Raw genomic sequence first — 13,642 nt, 5'->3', positions numbered from 1 at the left:
CGGCTCCCACAGGTACTGCGCCAGCCTCTGGCACGGCGCACATCCTGTGGGAGCCGGCTTGCCGGCGATGAGGCCGGTTCAAACGGCACACAGCCTTCAGGCATGCTCGACAAACACATCGGCAAACACCTGCCCCCTCGGCACCCCCGCAATGAACAGCCGCCGCGCAAAACGCTCCACACTCCCCGGCGAGCCACACAGCAGCGCAATGGTCTGCCGCGATGACGGCCGCAACCTCGCCAGCGCGTCTTCGAGCTGATCCACCAGCACCCGCTCGACACTGACGCCTTCGCTTTCCAGCAACGGCTCGGCCAGGTAATGCCCAGCGTGGTCACGCGCCACATGCATCACCTTGATCTCGCCGCGATGCCCCTGCCGCACCGCCTCGCGCAAAATGCCCCACAACGGCGCAAGCCCTGTGCCCGCCGCCAGCAGCCAAAGCGGGCGTTCCTGCCAATCCGGATCGTAATGCAGCGCCCCGCCCCTGAGCTCACCCAGGCGCATCACGTCGCCCGCCTGCAGCTCACGCGCCTTGTCGCAAAACGCCCCTGGCCGCCAGCAATCGATATGGAATTCGAGAAAGTCATCCTCCCCCGGCAGGCTCGCCAGGGAATAGGGCCGCGCGACCGTACCGTTCCACAGCACCAGATGCTGGCCGGCCTGGTAACGCAGGGCTCTTTCTGGTCGCAGGCGCAGGCGCAAGACATCGCCGTGCCAGTCCAATCCACAGACCTGAGCGGAAATTCCGTCGTGCAGCGGGTCGAACACCGCCACGCGCAGATCGCCCACCACCCGGCACTGGCAAGCCAGGCGCCAGCCCTGGGCATGCTTCTCCAACGCCAGCGCTTCAGGCAAGGCATCCGCCGGCTGCCCGTCCAGGCAATGCACCAGGCAGGCATGGCAGCTGCCGGCACGGCAACTGTAAGGCACGTTCAGCCCGGCCTCGTTCAGGGCATCGAGCAGGTTGCTGCCGGTGGGCACCGTCCAGCGGCGCTCGCCCACGCATAGTTCGGGCATGGTCGGTGTTTCTCCAGAGATCTCCGGCTCACTGTAAGCCAAGCGCTCGACGGCAGCAAAAAGGATGCCCGCCAGCTGCCGACCATGGTCCAGACCGGCCGCAGGTGTGCCCGGCACGGATGCGCGCTATACTGCCGCGCCTTTTTCCGTCGGCCTGACCTGCCGGCGCCTTGCAAGGCGCTTCGACACGCTGGTCGGCAATGTCGAGCGTCTTTTTGAATGTTCCCGTCTTTAAGAGGAGCGCGCTGCATGACCGTGATCAAGCAAGACGACCTGATTCAGAGCGTCGCCGACGCCCTGCAATTCATTTCGTACTACCACCCCGTCGATTTCATCCAGGCGATGCACGAGGCCTACCTGCGTGAAGAGTCGCCCGCTGCACGCGACTCGATCGCCCAGATCCTGATCAACTCGCGCATGTGCGCCACCGGCCACCGCCCGATCTGCCAGGACACCGGTATCGTCACCGTGTTCATCCGTGTGGGCATGGACGTGCGCTGGGACGGCGCCACCATGAGCGTCGACGACATGATCAACGAGGGTGTGCGTCGCGCCTACAACCTGCCTGAAAACGTCCTGCGCGCCTCGATCCTGGCCGACCCGGCCGGTGCTCGCAAGAACACCAAGGACAACACCCCGGCTGTCATCCACTACTCGATCGTCCCTGGTGACAAGGTCGAAGTCGATGTCGCGGCCAAGGGCGGCGGTTCCGAGAACAAGTCGAAGATGGCCATGCTCAACCCGTCCGACTCGATCGTCGACTGGGTGCTGAAGACCGTGCCGACCATGGGCGCTGGCTGGTGCCCGCCTGGCATGCTCGGCATCGGTATCGGCGGTACCGCCGAGAAGGCCGCGGTGATGGCCAAGGAAGTGTTGATGGAGTCCATCGACATTCACGAACTGAAGGCCCGTGGCCCGCAGAACCGCCTCGAAGAGATCCGTCTGGAGCTGTTCGACAAGGTCAACCAGCTGGGCATCGGCGCCCAGGGTCTGGGTGGCCTGACCACCGTGCTCGACGTCAAGATCATGGACTACCCGACCCACGCCGCCTCCCTGCCGGTGTGCATGATCCCGAACTGCGCCGCCACCCGCCACGCGCACTTCGTGCTCGATGGCACTGGCCCGGCCGAGCTGGAAGCGCCGTCGCTGGACGCCTACCCGGAAATCGTCTGGGAAGCCGGCCCGAGCGCCCGCCGCGTCAACCTCGACGAGATCACCCCGGAAGAAGTCGCCAGCTGGAAGCCGGGCGAGACCATCCTGCTCAACGGCAAGATGCTCACTGGCCGCGACGCTGCGCACAAGCGCATGGTCGAGATGCTCAACCGTGGCGAAGAGCTGCCGGTGGACCTCAAAGGCCGCTTCATCTACTACGTTGGCCCGGTCGACCCGGTCGGTGACGAAGTGGTAGGCCCAGCCGGCCCGACCACCGCTACCCGCATGGACAAGTTCACCCGCCAGATCCTCGAACAGACCGGCCTGCTGGGCATGATCGGCAAGTCCGAGCGTGGCCCGACCGCCATCGAGGCGATCAAGGACAACAAGGCCGTGTACCTGATGGCCGTCGGCGGCGCTGCCTACCTGGTGGCCCAGGCGATTCGCAAGTCCCAGGTTCTGGCCTTCGCCGAACTGGGCATGGAAGCGATCTACGAGTTCGAAGTGAAGGACATGCCGGTCACCGTCGCGGTCGACAGCAACGGTGAGTCCGTGCACATCACCGGCCCTGCGCTGTGGCAGGGCAAGATTGCCGAGAGCCTGGCTGTAGAAGTTAAGTAATCTGGACTGGGGCCGCTTTGCGGCCCCAATTCACACAATCCGCTCGAACTGCTCGGGCCAATCTCTGCGGGTAAATACCTGCCCCTCCTGCCTCACCCGCCGAACCTCCGCCAAGTCGACTTCACACACCATCCAACGGCTCTTCAATGGGCTAAGTTCTTCACTCTCGGCAACCACCCCATCCCCCGGCATCCCATGATCCGGCGGCACGAACAGCCCTGCCCGCCCCACATTCTCATCCAGCGCCGGCGACCAGTCCGCCCGCCCGACCGTGGGACTCTGCAACACCGCAACCTGGTTCTCCAGCGCCCGTGCCTGGGCACCGATGCGCACCCGGTGATAACCCGCCACGGTGTCGGTACAGCTCGGCGCCAGAATCAGGTCGGCACCGCGCTCGGCCAAACGCCGGGCCAGCATGGGAAACTCATTGTCATAGCAAATCAGAATCCCCAAACGCCCCAGGTCAGTGTCGAATACCTGCAACCCTTGGCCCGCCGTGATGCCCCACTGCTCCCGCTCGAAACGGGTCATCATCAGCTTGTCCTGATAGCCGAGCACCCCTTGGGGGCCAAACAACCAAGCCCGGTTGCGGTAGTGGCCATCGCTGCCCTGAACCGGCAGGCTGCCCGGTTGCAGATAGACACCCCAGCGCCGGGCGATCCCCTCGCACAGCGCCAGCCAAGGCCCGATCAGCGCCTGGATACCGGCGATCGAAGCCTTCAGATCCCCACGCTGTCCGGCCGGCAACTGGCCGCTGAGCACCAGCCCGGCGTACTCCGGCAGCAGCAACAACTGGGCCCCCGCCTCCACGGCCTCGGCGCACAACCGCTGCAAGTGGTCGGCATAGGCATCCCAGGTTTCATGCAACTCGATGGCGTACTGGCAAGCTGCAAGGCGAATCAAATGGGCAGCTCCTTGACCCAGAACGACATGATCTTTTCCGTGCTCTCCTGCTCGTCCAGGTCACGCCAGGCGTAGCGGGTGCGCAGGGAAGGATCATGCAGGAAGCCGCGGTTGCGCCAGAATCCGTGCAACGGTTTGTAGTCCGCAGGCCGTCTCGGATGCACACCGGGGCGCTCGACGGCACAGAACGCGCAGGCGTCGAACTCGGCCAGTTTGTGCGCGTAGGACTCTCGCTCGATGAAAAAGCGCACGCCCAGGCCCTGACCACGGTATTGCGGCATCACCAGCGACTCTCCGAAGTAGTAGACGCTGGCAGGGTCGCGCCCCTGGGCCAGGAACGGCCGCTGGAATTCGGGTGCCACGTCCACCAGCGGCAGGCCGGTCGAGGCACCGACCACCTGGCCGTGGTCCAGGGCCAACACCACCAGGCTGCGGCCGGATCGGGCATAGCTTGCCAGGTAGTCGGCTTCGTACTCCGGAGTGCCGTCGTAGAGGTAGGGAAACTCGCGAAACACGGTCAGGCGCAGGCGAGCGAGGTCATCGATGTAAGGCGCGATAGCGGCGCCGTGCAACAGGCGTATTTCCATGCTTGGCGGTCGTTTTGTCGATGTGGATGACGCGCTCGGCTAAGCCGGGCTTGAGGGGAAACCCTATCATCCGAGCCAACGCACCGCCTTTCCCCAACACGACAGGTAATGTTCCATGACCGCTACCGAACTGGTAAATGCCTACTACGCCGCCTTCAATGCCGGCGACATGCCGAGCTTTCTCGCCCTGCTCAGCGAAGACGTGATCCACGACATCAACCAGGGGGAGCGGCAGATGGGCAAGGCCAGGTTCGCCGCGTTCATGGACAAGATGAACCGCTGCTATCGCGAGCGCCTGGCCGACATCGTGGTGATGCAGAATGCCGACGGCAGCCGGGCGGCGGCGGAGTTCACCGTGCACGGGGAGTACCTGGCCGATGACGAGGGGTTGCCGGCGGCGAATGGGCAGACCTATGTGCTGCCGGCGGGGGCGTTCTTCTACATTCACTGCGGGAAGATTGCCCGGGTGACCAACTACTACAACCTCAATGACTGGGTCGAGCAGGTGGGGTGAAGCTTCTGGCCTCTTCGCGGGACAAGCCCGCTCCCACAGTCAACCCATTGACACTGAGAACAGTGGAGTACCTGTGGGAGCGGGCTTGTCCCGCGAACAGGCCCTGTCAGGAAATACGCGTCCCCAGCACCTTCAGAAACGCCGCCAACCACGCCGGATGCGCAGGCCACGCCGGCGCGGTCACCAGGTTGCCATCCACATGGGCCTGATCAATGGCAATATCGATGAACTTCCCGCCCGCCAGGCGCACCTCCGGTGCACACGCCGGATACGCACTGCACTCGCGTCCTTCCAGCACGCCCGCCGCTGCCAGCAGTTGCGCCCCATGGCACACCGCGGCAATCGGCTTGCCGGCCTGATCGAAGGCCTTGACCAGATCCAGCACCTTCTCGTCCAGGCGCAGGTACTCCGGGGCACGCCCACCGGGAATCAACAACGCATCGTAGCCCTCGGCTCGCACCCGGACGAAGTCATAGTTCAGGGCAAAGTTGTGGCCCGGCTTCTCGCTGTAGGTCTGCTCACCTTCGAAATCATGGATCGCCGTGCGCACGGTCTGCCCCGCGACCTTCTCCGGGCACACCGCATGCACGGTATGGCCCACCATGGTCAACGCCTGGAACGGCACCATCGCCTCGTAGTCCTCGACGTAGTCGCCCACCAGCATGAGAATCTTCTTCGCCGTCATCGCAGTCTCCCTCGCAATCGCCTGTGAACAGTCACTGCACGATAGTCGCTGTCAGTCTCGTCGGTCGAGCAAATTGACCACCAGCCGGTCCAGCCAGCCCCACACCCGCTGCTTGACCCGCCGCCACAGGGGCCGGGCGTTCCAGTGGTCGAGGTCGACCTCCTCGCTCAAGGCGAAATCACGCTCGAAGCTGGCCTGAACGGCGGCGGTCAACGGCGGGTCGAGTGCCTCGATGTTGGCCTCCAGGTTGAAGCGCAGGTTCCAGTGGTCGAAATTGCACGAGCCGATACTGACCCAGTCGTCGATCAACACCATCTTCAAGTGCAGGAAACACGGCTGGTACTCATAAATTTTTACGCCGGCGCGCAGCAAACGCGGGTAGTAACGGTGCCCGGCATAACGCACGGAAGGGTGGTCGGTGCGTGGTCCGGTCAGCAACAGCCGCACATCGACCCCTTTGCTGGCGGCCCGGCGCAACGAACGGCGCACGCTCCAGGTCGGCAGGAAATAAGGCGTGGCCAACCACACGCGCTGCTTGCCGCTGTTGAGCGCACGCACCAGCGAATGCAGGATGTCCTGGTGTTGACGGGCGTCGGCATAGGCCACCCGGCCCATACCCTGCCCTTGCGCCGGCACCTTGGGCAGACGCGGCAGGCCGAAGCCTTCGGCGGGGCGCCAGGCGGTACGACGGTTGTTGGCATGCCACTGGCGATCGAACAGCAACTGCCAGTCGGTCACCACCGTCCCCTGCATTTGCACCATCACCTCATGCCACTCGCTGGTCGCCTCGTCGGGGGTCCAGAACTCGTCGGTGACACCCGTGCCCCCCACCACCGCCCAGCGTTCGTCCACCAGCAGCAGCTTGCGATGGTCGCGGTACAGGTTGCGAAAACCACGCTTCCAGCGCAGGCGGTTGTACCAGCGCAGGTAGACCCCCGCCTCCAGCAGGCGCTGGCGCAGGGCCGTGGTGAAGGCCAGTGATCCATAGTCGTCGAACAGGCACCGCACCTGCACACCGCGTTGCGCCGCCTGCTCCAGCACCTCGACCACCGCCTCGGCGCAAGCACCGGCCTCGACCAGGTACAGCTCAAGGTCAACCTGGAACTCAGCTTGCGCGATCGCCTGGAGCATGCGCGGAAAGAACTCGGGGCCGTCGATCAGCAGTTCGAACTGGTTGCCATACCGCCAGGGGAAGACCGGCCCCGGCATGTCAGCGCGCGTTGAAGATCAGCACCGCATTGACCGGTACCGTGGGGTTGATGGACTTGAGCTTGGCGAACTTGCGCAGGCCTTCCAGACCGGGCAGCAAACCGAAGTCGTTGGCATTGAGGATCAGCGGCTCGAGCGTCACCACCTGGAACCGGCGCTCATCAAGGCGGGTGGCCAGCAGCAGCGCATTGTAGCTGTGGGACTGGCCCCGCAAGGTGACGGTGAGCGGCAGGCGCAGCTCGATCTGCGCACCGTTGGCCAGGTCATTGATGGGGCGCAGGTCAATCTGTGCTTTCACCGTGGCTTCAGCGAAGCGATCGACTTCGAACAGGTCGTCGCGCATGCGCTCATCGCGCAGTGGGACGCCACTGCTGACGGAATCCACCTCGATACGCAATCCCGCCGCACCCTTGCGATCCACCGAGCCATGCAAGACCAGGAAGCGATGAACCTCAGCGGTATCGCCGTTCTTGCCAGTGATGAACGACAAGCGGGAAGACTCGCCATCGAGGTGCCAGTTGGCATGGGCGGGAAGGCACAAAGCCAGCAGCAAGGCCGGCAGAAGACGGAGCAGCTTGAACATGACAGATCTCGTGAAACTTGACCGCCAACCTTAACCGCCCACCGTCATGGCAGCAAGCGGCAACCCTCGTGCGCGCCCTGCCAGGCCGCCCGGCTGCGCTGGCCCAGGCCGGTGGCGCTGACCACACGCTGCTGGCTGTCTTCCTCCAGCTGACTCAAGGGTAGCCACTGTTTCACGTAACCGCGGCAATACCCTTGCTCGAAACCCATGACGAAGCGGCACGAGCAGTACTCCTTGGCCGAATAGGCCGACAGGATGCCGGGAAAATCCGCCAACGCCTGACGCTCCAGCCAGGCCCAGCCGAGCAGCGCGACGATCACCAGCAACGCCAGGCGCTTCATGTTCCCTCCCTGGCGAGCGTCGCCAGCACCCGCTTGAGCAGTTCGTTATGGCTGTAGGCGCCATCGCGGTCATCGCCGTAGCGGACGATCACCAGCTTCTGCGTGGGCAGCACGTAAAGGGCCTGGCCCCAGTGACCGAGGGCGGCGTAGGCATCTGCTGGTACATCGGGCCAAGGCCGTGCATGGCCCGGCAGCGGTTGGTTCAGCCACCAGTGACCACCTGGGTTGGCTTCACCAGGAACAGCCTGGGCCTGGGTAAACATCCCACGGTTGAATGCCACCCAGCCTGCCGGCAACAACTGGCACGCTTGCCAGCGCCCGTCGCGCTGCATCAGCAGGCCAATGCGTGCCAGGTCGCGGGCGCTGAGGTAGAGGTAGGAAGAACCGACCAAGGTGCCCGTGCCATCGCGTTCCCAGACCGCGCTGTCGATGCCCAGCGGGGTGAACAGCGCCCGCCAGGGGTAGTCGGCGTAGGCCCCCGCGTCGAGCATGCCGCGCAAGGCGGCGGCCAGCAGGTTGCTGTCGCCGCTCGAGTAGAGAAAGCGCTGGCCGGGTTTGTCGACGGCCGGGTGCGCAGCGGTGTAGGCCGCCATGTCATGCCGCCCACGCGTGTAAAGCATGGCTACCACCGAGGATTTCAACGGCGCGTATTCGTAGTCTTCCTGCCATTGCAGGCCACTGGCCCAGTGCAGCAGGTCGGCCATGCGCACTTCTGGGTGGGCCTGCATGGGTGGGTAGAAGCGCGCTACCGGGTCCTGCAGGGTGAAGCGCCCTTCGGCCCGGGCCACGCCCAGCACCGTGGCCAGCACGCTCTTGCTCACCGACCAGGTGAGGGTGGGCGGTTTGCGCGGCGGTGGGGGCGCTGTAGCGTTCATGAATGATGCGGCCATCGCGGATGATGAGCAGGGCATCGGTACGGATGCCGCTGCGATCGCTGGCGTTGCGTTGTGGGAAGGCGTAGGTGTCGACGGATTGCCAGTCGCTGGCGACAGGGGCAACTGGCCAGTCGGGTTCGGGCCAGTCTTCGGCCCAGGCAGGCAGGATGGTCAGGCCGATGATGGCCAGCAGGGTTTTGAGCATGGGGTTGGCCTTGTTGGGGCCGCTTCGCGCCCCATCGCCGGCAAGCCGGCTCCCACACCTCAAGCTTTACACTGTAACTGTGGGAGCCGGCTTGCCGGCGATGGGCTGCGAAGCAGCCCCAGGTTCAAAGATTGACACAGCCTCTCAATCTTTCATGACAACCCTTCGGCCGCCCAAGCCTTGGCCAGGCGCTTTTCCCGTGCGGCAGTGGCCAACGCCAGCACGCCCTGGTCCCGCTGCCACAGTTGCGACCACTGCGCCGGCCCCGCCAACAGCGCCTTGTCGATCGCCCCACGCAGCGCCTGAAACTGCGCAAACAATCCGCCCAGCAACAAATGGCAGCCCACGCTATCGGCGCACTGCCGGCTACCCTCGGCACAGCCCGCCAGCAACCCCAACAGGCGCAAGCGCAAGTCCTGCGGCCAGCCACACTCCTGGCCGACGCCATACAACCAGGCGGTCAAGGCCGCCAGCACGTACAAATCTTCCAGCGAACGGAACGGTTTGACGTAGGCATCCCAACCGTCGCCCGCCAGCAACTCGCAACCGGCTTCCTGCAAGCGCAGCCGCCCATGCCCCACTTCAGGCATCAACGGCAAGGTGGGCAGCGCCTCCAGGGTCACTCCCGGCTCACCGGGGTAGACCACCGCCAGGTTCAACCTCGGCCCTTCCCCCTGCCCTTCGCTGCGCGCCGCCACCAGCAACCATTCGGCATCCAGCCCGGCAGTGACGAAGTCCTTGTTGCCGGTCAGGCGCAACCCTTCAAGGCGCGTCTGCATGTCCGCCGGGCGCACGCTGCGCCGCTCGGTGGCGCACAGCGCGCCAAGGCTGGCCGGGGCACTGGGCCAGAGCACCCGCAGGGCCGCCTGGTAACCGATCAGGAAAGCCAGGCCAGGGGTGGCCATGGCGCGCCCGCCCAGCACCGCCAGTTCGAACGGGCAGACCGCGCCAAGACGTTCGAGCTGCGCACTGTAAGTCTCGCCCAAGGTGCCAGCCAGCGGCTGTCGCAAAGGGTCGTTGAGTCGTTGCAACCATGCCATCGCATGCTCCTCGTGGGGCTCTGGGGGCTGTCACGCAAGCATCACCAAAGGTTCACAGCCGTGACACCGCGCCTACCTAGGCTGACTTTGCACAACAAAGCCGACCGGCCGCAACCCTTCATGGCTGGCTTATGGAGACTCGCAATGACTCGGATCGCTCACCCTGGCGACAACAGCACTGAACGCCGTCTGCAAGCCGAACGCCTGATTGGAGCAACCGCCCTGCAAGAAGCGCAGGCGCTGCGCTACAAAGTGTTCAGCGCGGAATTCAAGGCCAAGCTCAAAGGCGCCGAACAGGGCCTGGACATGGACGACTACGACGTCCATTGCCGCCACATTGGTGTGCGTGACCTGAGCACCGGCGAGCTGGTGGCCACCACCCGCCTGCTCGACCACCAGGCCGCCAGCAGCCTGGGGCGTTTCTACAGCGAAGAAGAGTTCAGCCTGCATGGCCTGTTGCAACTGCAAGGTCCGATCCTTGAACTGGGGCGCACCTGCGTCGACCCCGACTACCGCAACGGCGGCACCATCGCCGTGCTCTGGGGCGAGCTGGCCGAGGTGCTCAACGAAGGCCGCTACAGCTACCTGATGGGTTGCGCCAGCATCCCGATGCAGGATGGCGGTGTGCAAGCCCACGCGGTCATGCAACGCCTGCGCGAACGCTACCTGTGCACCGAGCACCTGCGCGCCGAGCCGAAGAACCCCTTGCCCAGCCTGGCGCTGCCGACCAACGTCATCGCCGAAATGCCCCCGCTGCTCAAGGCCTATATGCGCCTGGGCGCGAAGATTTGCGGCGAGCCCTGCTGGGACGAGGACTTCCAGGTGGCCGATGTATTCATTCTGCTCAAGCGTGACGACCTCTGCCCACGCTACGCACGCCACTTCAAGGCGGCAGTCTGATGCCCAGGCTGCGGGTGCTCGCCCGCCTCTGCCGGCTGCTGCTGGTGCTGCTCTGGGGCACGCTCATGGCCAGCGTCATCGCTTTGGGCGAGCGTTTAGGGTTCAGGGCTCCCCTGGAACGCCGGCAGCGCTGGACCTGCCTGTTCATGAAGCAGCTGGTCGCCGCCCTGCCCTTCGACGTGCGCGTGATGGGCGTGGTGCCGCAACGGCCGATGCTGTGGGTCAGCAACCACGTCTCGTGGACCGACATTCCCCTGCTCGGCATGCTGATGCCGTTGTCGTTTCTGTCCAAGGCCGAAGTACGCCGCTGGCCGCTGGCCGGTTGGCTGGCGGAACAGGCCGGCACGCTGTTCATACGCCGTGGGGGTGGCGACAGCCAACGGTTGCGTGAACAGATCAGCGAACAGCTGGGCCAGGACAGGCCGCTGCTGATCTTCCCTGAAGGCACCACCACCGACGGGCGCCAGCTGCGCACCTTCCACGGCCGCTTGCTGGCCGGCGCCATCGATCAGGGTGTGGCGGTGCAGCCAGTGGCCATTCAGTATCTGCGCAAGGGCGAGACGGACCCGATTGCGCCATTCATTGGCGATGACGATCTGGTTTCTCACCTGCTGCGACTGTTCGCCGAGCCTCGCGGTGAGGTGTGCATTCACTTGTTGCAGCCGATCAGCAGTGTGGACAAGGAGCGGGCGGCGTTGGCGTTTCAGGCGCAGCAGGCCATCCAGCTGGCGTTGTTCGGGGTTGAGGAGGTTGAGGTGGCGCCGCGTCGGCAGGCTCGGGCTGCTTGATGGGTGTTGCCTGTACCGTCCTCATCGCCGGCAAGCCGGCTCCCACAGGTACTCCACAGGCCTTGAGATCAGGGGTGATCCTGTGGGAGCCGGCTTGCCGGCGATGAGGCCCGACCCGACGCCGCAAACGCCTGCAGCTGCGGATAGAACTCACGAAAGTCCGCCAGCAAAGGCTCATACAACCGCTCCAGTTCGCCCATCACCCCGGCCATCCCTTCCGGCCGCGACAAGCGCCTGGCAATTCCCTTGTACACCTGGTCCAGGGTAGCGAAATCGCCATAAGCCCCCAGCCAGTCATCGGCCGCCATGAACGGCGCAATCCGCGCCAGCCGACCGGGCAACGCCGGCTCCGCCAGCAACACCCGATAGAAATCTCCGGTGAACTGCGCCAGCGGCTGTTCGGCGTAATCCCCCCAGTGCCGCGCCAGGCAATGATCGAAGAACACATCCAGGACGATCCCGGCAAACCGCCGCCGCTCACGCGGAAACCGCGCCAGCGCCGCCAATACCAGCGGATGCTGATCGGTGTAACTGTCGATATGCCGGTGCAAGCGGATGGCCGCCTCAAGGGCAGGCGGAAACCGCCCCTCGAGCGATCCTTTGACGAAATCGCCATACAGGCTGCCAAGCAGTTGTTGCGGCGCAGGGCCGCCCAGGTGCAGATGTGCGAGGTAGTTCATGCCCGCAGTTTAGCACCGGCCTCACGCATATCGTTATAACGCGATATAGCGATTCGTGCTCAGCTCAGAGCCTATTCATATTTCGATATCGAGAATTTCCGATTTATATTTCGTCTCATCGCGATATACCGGTACATCACACGTGACGACCATGCCCATTGATCTCGACGAAATCATCAAAGCCCTGGCCCATCCGGTCCGGCGCGAAATTCTCCACTGGCTGAAAGACCCGGCTGCGCAATTTCCTGACCAGCACCACAGCACCGCGCAGGGCGTCTGTGCCGGGCAGATCGATCAACGCTGCGGCCTGTCGCAGTCGACCGTCTCCGCCCACCTGGCCACGTTGCAGCGGGCCGGCCTTATCAGCAGCCAGAAGATCGGCCAATGGCACTTCTTCAAACGTAACGAAGCCACGGTCCAGGCATTCCTCGAACAACTGCGCCAAGCGCTCTGACAAGGCAGGTAACCTTCATGACCACGCTTTTCGATCCGATCACGCTGGGCGACGTGCAACTGCCCAACCGCATCATCATGGCGCCGCTGACCCGCTGCCGCGCCGACGAAGGCCGGGTGCCCAACGCCCTGATGGCCGAGTACTACGTGCAGCGCGCCAGCGCCGGGCTGATCCTCAGCGAAGCGACCTCGGTGACGCCGATGGGCGTCGGCTACCCGGACACCCCCGGCATCTGGAACGACCAGCAGGTACGTGGCTGGAACAATGTCACCAAGGCCGTGCACGCCGCTGGCGGGCGGATTTTCCTGCAGCTGTGGCACGTCGGCCGCATCTCCCACCCCAGCTACCTGAACGGTGAGCTGCCGGTGGCGCCCAGTGCGATCCAGCCCAAGGGCCATGTCAGCCTGGTACGCCCGATCACCGAGTACCCCACCCCACGCGCGCTGGAAACCGAAGAGATTGCCGACATCGTCGAGGCCTACCGCAGCGGCGCCGAGAACGCCAAGGCGGCAGGCTTCGATGGTGTGGAAATTCACGGTGCCAACGGCTACCTGCTCGATCAGTTCCTGCAGAGCAGCACCAACCAGCGCACCGACCGCTACGGTGGCTCGCTGGAAAACCGTGCGCGACTGTTGCTGGAAGTGACCGACGCGGCCATCGAAGTGTGGGGCGCGGGACGGGTGGGCGTGCACCTGGCACCGCGTGCCGACTCGCATGACATGGGCGACGCCGACCGCGCCGAAACCTTCACCTATGTGGCGCGGGAGCTGGGCAAGCGTGGCATCGCCTTCATCTGCTCGCGAGAGAAGCAAGCCGACGACAGCATCGGCACGCTGATCAAGGCAGCGTTCGGTGGCCCGTATATCGTCAACGAACGGTTCGACAAGGCCAGTGCCAGTGCGGCGCTGGCCAGTGGCAAGGCGGATGCGGTGGCGTTTGGCGTGCCCTTCATTGCCAACCCGGACTTGCCGGCGCGATTGGCGGCGGATGCGCCGCTGAACCAGGCGCATCCGGAGACCTTTTATGCCAAGGGGCCGGTGGGGTATATCGACTATCCACGGATGTAATTGCGGCCCAATCGCCGGCAA

15 protein-coding genes and 1 pseudogene are annotated in these 13,642 nt (G+C 64.7%); 6 read left to right on the top strand and 10 right to left on the bottom strand.

The genetic code is table 11. From position 1 onward, the window contains the following. Positions 1–96: 96 nt before the first annotated feature. Complete coding sequence (locus PMI38_RS02520) at positions 97–1,017, bottom strand: iron-sulfur-binding ferredoxin reductase (RefSeq protein WP_008090278.1); 921 nt, start codon at positions 1,015–1,017, stop codon at positions 97–99. A 249-nt stretch (positions 1,018–1,266) separates the two neighbouring features. Between PMI38_RS02520 and PMI38_RS02515 the strand changes: the two genes are divergently transcribed. Further along, positions 1,267–2,790, top strand: coding sequence for a fumarate hydratase (locus PMI38_RS02515; protein WP_008090277.1), 1,524 nt, complete (start codon positions 1,267–1,269; stop codon positions 2,788–2,790). 30 nt (positions 2,791–2,820) lie between these two features. On the opposite strand, the gene PMI38_RS02510 is transcribed toward PMI38_RS02515, so the two are convergent. Then, positions 2,821–3,693 (bottom strand): carbon-nitrogen hydrolase family protein, encoded by an 873-nt coding sequence (locus PMI38_RS02510; RefSeq protein WP_008090276.1) that lies wholly within the window; start codon positions 3,691–3,693, stop codon positions 2,821–2,823. Then, positions 3,690–4,280, bottom strand: coding sequence for a GNAT family N-acetyltransferase (locus PMI38_RS02505; RefSeq protein ID WP_008090274.1), 591 nt, complete (start codon positions 4,278–4,280; stop codon positions 3,690–3,692). The genes PMI38_RS02510 and PMI38_RS02505 overlap by 4 nt, the downstream gene beginning before the upstream one ends. A gap of 115 nt (positions 4,281–4,395) precedes the next feature. Here PMI38_RS02505 and PMI38_RS02500 point away from each other — a divergent pair, with 115 nt between their 5' ends. Further along, positions 4,396–4,794, top strand: a complete 399-nt coding sequence (locus PMI38_RS02500; protein ID WP_008090272.1) for a nuclear transport factor 2 family protein — start codon at positions 4,396–4,398, stop codon at positions 4,792–4,794. Between the two features lie 106 nt (positions 4,795–4,900). On the opposite strand, the gene PMI38_RS02495 is transcribed toward PMI38_RS02500, so the two are convergent. From PMI38_RS02495 to PMI38_RS02470, 6 genes and pseudogenes are all read right to left on the bottom strand, one after another. Next, the gene (locus PMI38_RS02495) at positions 4,901–5,479 is read right to left on the bottom strand and encodes a DJ-1/PfpI family protein (RefSeq protein WP_008090270.1); all 579 of its coding nucleotides are present in this window, start codon (positions 5,477–5,479) and stop codon (positions 4,901–4,903) included. 51 nt (positions 5,480–5,530) lie between these two features. Then, positions 5,531–6,688: a phospholipase D-like domain-containing protein gene (locus PMI38_RS02490; protein WP_008090268.1), complete on the bottom strand. Its 1,158-nt coding sequence runs from the start codon at positions 6,686–6,688 to the stop codon at positions 5,531–5,533. A gap of 1 nt (position 6,689) precedes the next feature. Continuing rightward, complete coding sequence (locus PMI38_RS02485; RefSeq protein ID WP_008090266.1) at positions 6,690–7,271, bottom strand: YceI family protein; 582 nt, start codon at positions 7,269–7,271, stop codon at positions 6,690–6,692. Between the two features lie 44 nt (positions 7,272–7,315). After that, complete coding sequence (locus PMI38_RS02480) at positions 7,316–7,612, bottom strand: hypothetical protein (protein ID WP_008090264.1); 297 nt, start codon at positions 7,610–7,612, stop codon at positions 7,316–7,318. After that, a pseudogene (locus PMI38_RS02475) lies at positions 7,609–8,692 on the bottom strand (serine hydrolase domain-containing protein). Before PMI38_RS02475 ends, PMI38_RS02480 begins: the two are co-directional and overlap by 4 nt. A 152-nt stretch (positions 8,693–8,844) precedes the next feature. Beyond that, the gene (locus PMI38_RS02470; protein WP_008090259.1) at positions 8,845–9,732 is read right to left on the bottom strand and encodes a hypothetical protein; all 888 of its coding nucleotides are present in this window, start codon (positions 9,730–9,732) and stop codon (positions 8,845–8,847) included. Between the two features lie 144 nt (positions 9,733–9,876). On the opposite strand from PMI38_RS02470, the gene olsB reads away from it, so the two are divergent. Continuing rightward, on the top strand, positions 9,877–10,632 hold the full coding sequence (gene olsB, locus PMI38_RS02465; protein ID WP_008090257.1) for an L-ornithine N(alpha)-acyltransferase: 756 nt from the start codon (positions 9,877–9,879) through the stop codon (positions 10,630–10,632). Beyond that, positions 10,632–11,420, top strand: coding sequence for a lysophospholipid acyltransferase family protein (locus tag PMI38_RS02460; protein ID WP_008090255.1), 789 nt, complete (start codon positions 10,632–10,634; stop codon positions 11,418–11,420). The genes olsB and PMI38_RS02460 overlap by 1 nt, the downstream gene beginning before the upstream one ends. Positions 11,421–11,488: 68 nt before the next feature. On the opposite strand, the gene PMI38_RS02455 is transcribed toward PMI38_RS02460, so the two are convergent. Then, the gene (locus PMI38_RS02455; protein WP_008090253.1) at positions 11,489–12,100 is read right to left on the bottom strand and encodes an acyl carrier protein phosphodiesterase; all 612 of its coding nucleotides are present in this window, start codon (positions 12,098–12,100) and stop codon (positions 11,489–11,491) included. Positions 12,101–12,251: 151 nt separating this feature from the next. Here PMI38_RS02455 and PMI38_RS02450 point away from each other — a divergent pair, with 151 nt between their 5' ends. Together PMI38_RS02450 and PMI38_RS02445 are read left to right on the top strand one after the other, a co-directional pair. Then, positions 12,252–12,554, top strand: a complete 303-nt coding sequence (locus PMI38_RS02450) for an ArsR/SmtB family transcription factor (protein ID WP_008090250.1) — start codon at positions 12,252–12,254, stop codon at positions 12,552–12,554. A gap of 17 nt (positions 12,555–12,571) precedes the next feature. After that, on the top strand, positions 12,572–13,621 hold the full coding sequence (locus PMI38_RS02445; RefSeq protein WP_008090248.1) for an alkene reductase: 1,050 nt from the start codon (positions 12,572–12,574) through the stop codon (positions 13,619–13,621). The last annotated feature ends 21 nt before the right edge of the window (positions 13,622–13,642 follow it).

The sequence above is a fragment of the Pseudomonas sp. GM84 genome, assembly GCF_000282535.1.
Classification (GTDB): Bacteria; Pseudomonadota; Gammaproteobacteria; order Pseudomonadales; family Pseudomonadaceae; genus Aquipseudomonas.
The sequence above is the reverse complement of the archived record's forward strand: the minus strand, read 5'-3'. Positions and strand labels throughout refer to the sequence as shown.

Excerpts from the sequence above, each read along its gene's own strand:
- PMI38_RS02520 (WP_008090278.1), bottom strand. The coding sequence starts at position 1,017 with ATGCCCGAACTATGCGTGGGCGAGCGCCGCTGGACGGTGCCCACCGGC.
- PMI38_RS02515 (WP_008090277.1), top strand. The coding sequence starts at position 1,267 with ATGACCGTGATCAAGCAAGACGACCTGATTCAGAGCGTCGCCGACGCC.
- PMI38_RS02505 (WP_008090274.1), bottom strand. The coding sequence starts at position 4,280 with ATGGAAATACGCCTGTTGCACGGCGCCGCTATCGCGCCTTACATCGAT.
- PMI38_RS02500 (WP_008090272.1), top strand. The coding sequence starts at position 4,396 with ATGACCGCTACCGAACTGGTAAATGCCTACTACGCCGCCTTCAATGCC.
- PMI38_RS02495 (WP_008090270.1), bottom strand. The coding sequence starts at position 5,479 with ATGACGGCGAAGAAGATTCTCATGCTGGTGGGCGACTACGTCGAGGAC.
- PMI38_RS02490 (WP_008090268.1), bottom strand. The coding sequence starts at position 6,688 with ATGCCGGGGCCGGTCTTCCCCTGGCGGTATGGCAACCAGTTCGAACTG.
- PMI38_RS02485 (WP_008090266.1), bottom strand. The coding sequence starts at position 7,271 with ATGTTCAAGCTGCTCCGTCTTCTGCCGGCCTTGCTGCTGGCTTTGTGC.
- PMI38_RS02480 (WP_008090264.1), bottom strand. The coding sequence starts at position 7,612 with ATGAAGCGCCTGGCGTTGCTGGTGATCGTCGCGCTGCTCGGCTGGGCC.
- PMI38_RS02470 (WP_008090259.1), bottom strand. The coding sequence starts at position 9,732 with ATGGCATGGTTGCAACGACTCAACGACCCTTTGCGACAGCCGCTGGCT.
- olsB (WP_008090257.1), top strand. The coding sequence starts at position 9,877 with ATGACTCGGATCGCTCACCCTGGCGACAACAGCACTGAACGCCGTCTG.
- PMI38_RS02460 (WP_008090255.1), top strand. The coding sequence starts at position 10,632 with ATGCCCAGGCTGCGGGTGCTCGCCCGCCTCTGCCGGCTGCTGCTGGTG.
- PMI38_RS02455 (WP_008090253.1), bottom strand. The coding sequence starts at position 12,100 with ATGAACTACCTCGCACATCTGCACCTGGGCGGCCCTGCGCCGCAACAA.
- PMI38_RS02450 (WP_008090250.1), top strand. The coding sequence starts at position 12,252 with ATGCCCATTGATCTCGACGAAATCATCAAAGCCCTGGCCCATCCGGTC.
- PMI38_RS02445 (WP_008090248.1), top strand. The coding sequence starts at position 12,572 with ATGACCACGCTTTTCGATCCGATCACGCTGGGCGACGTGCAACTGCCC.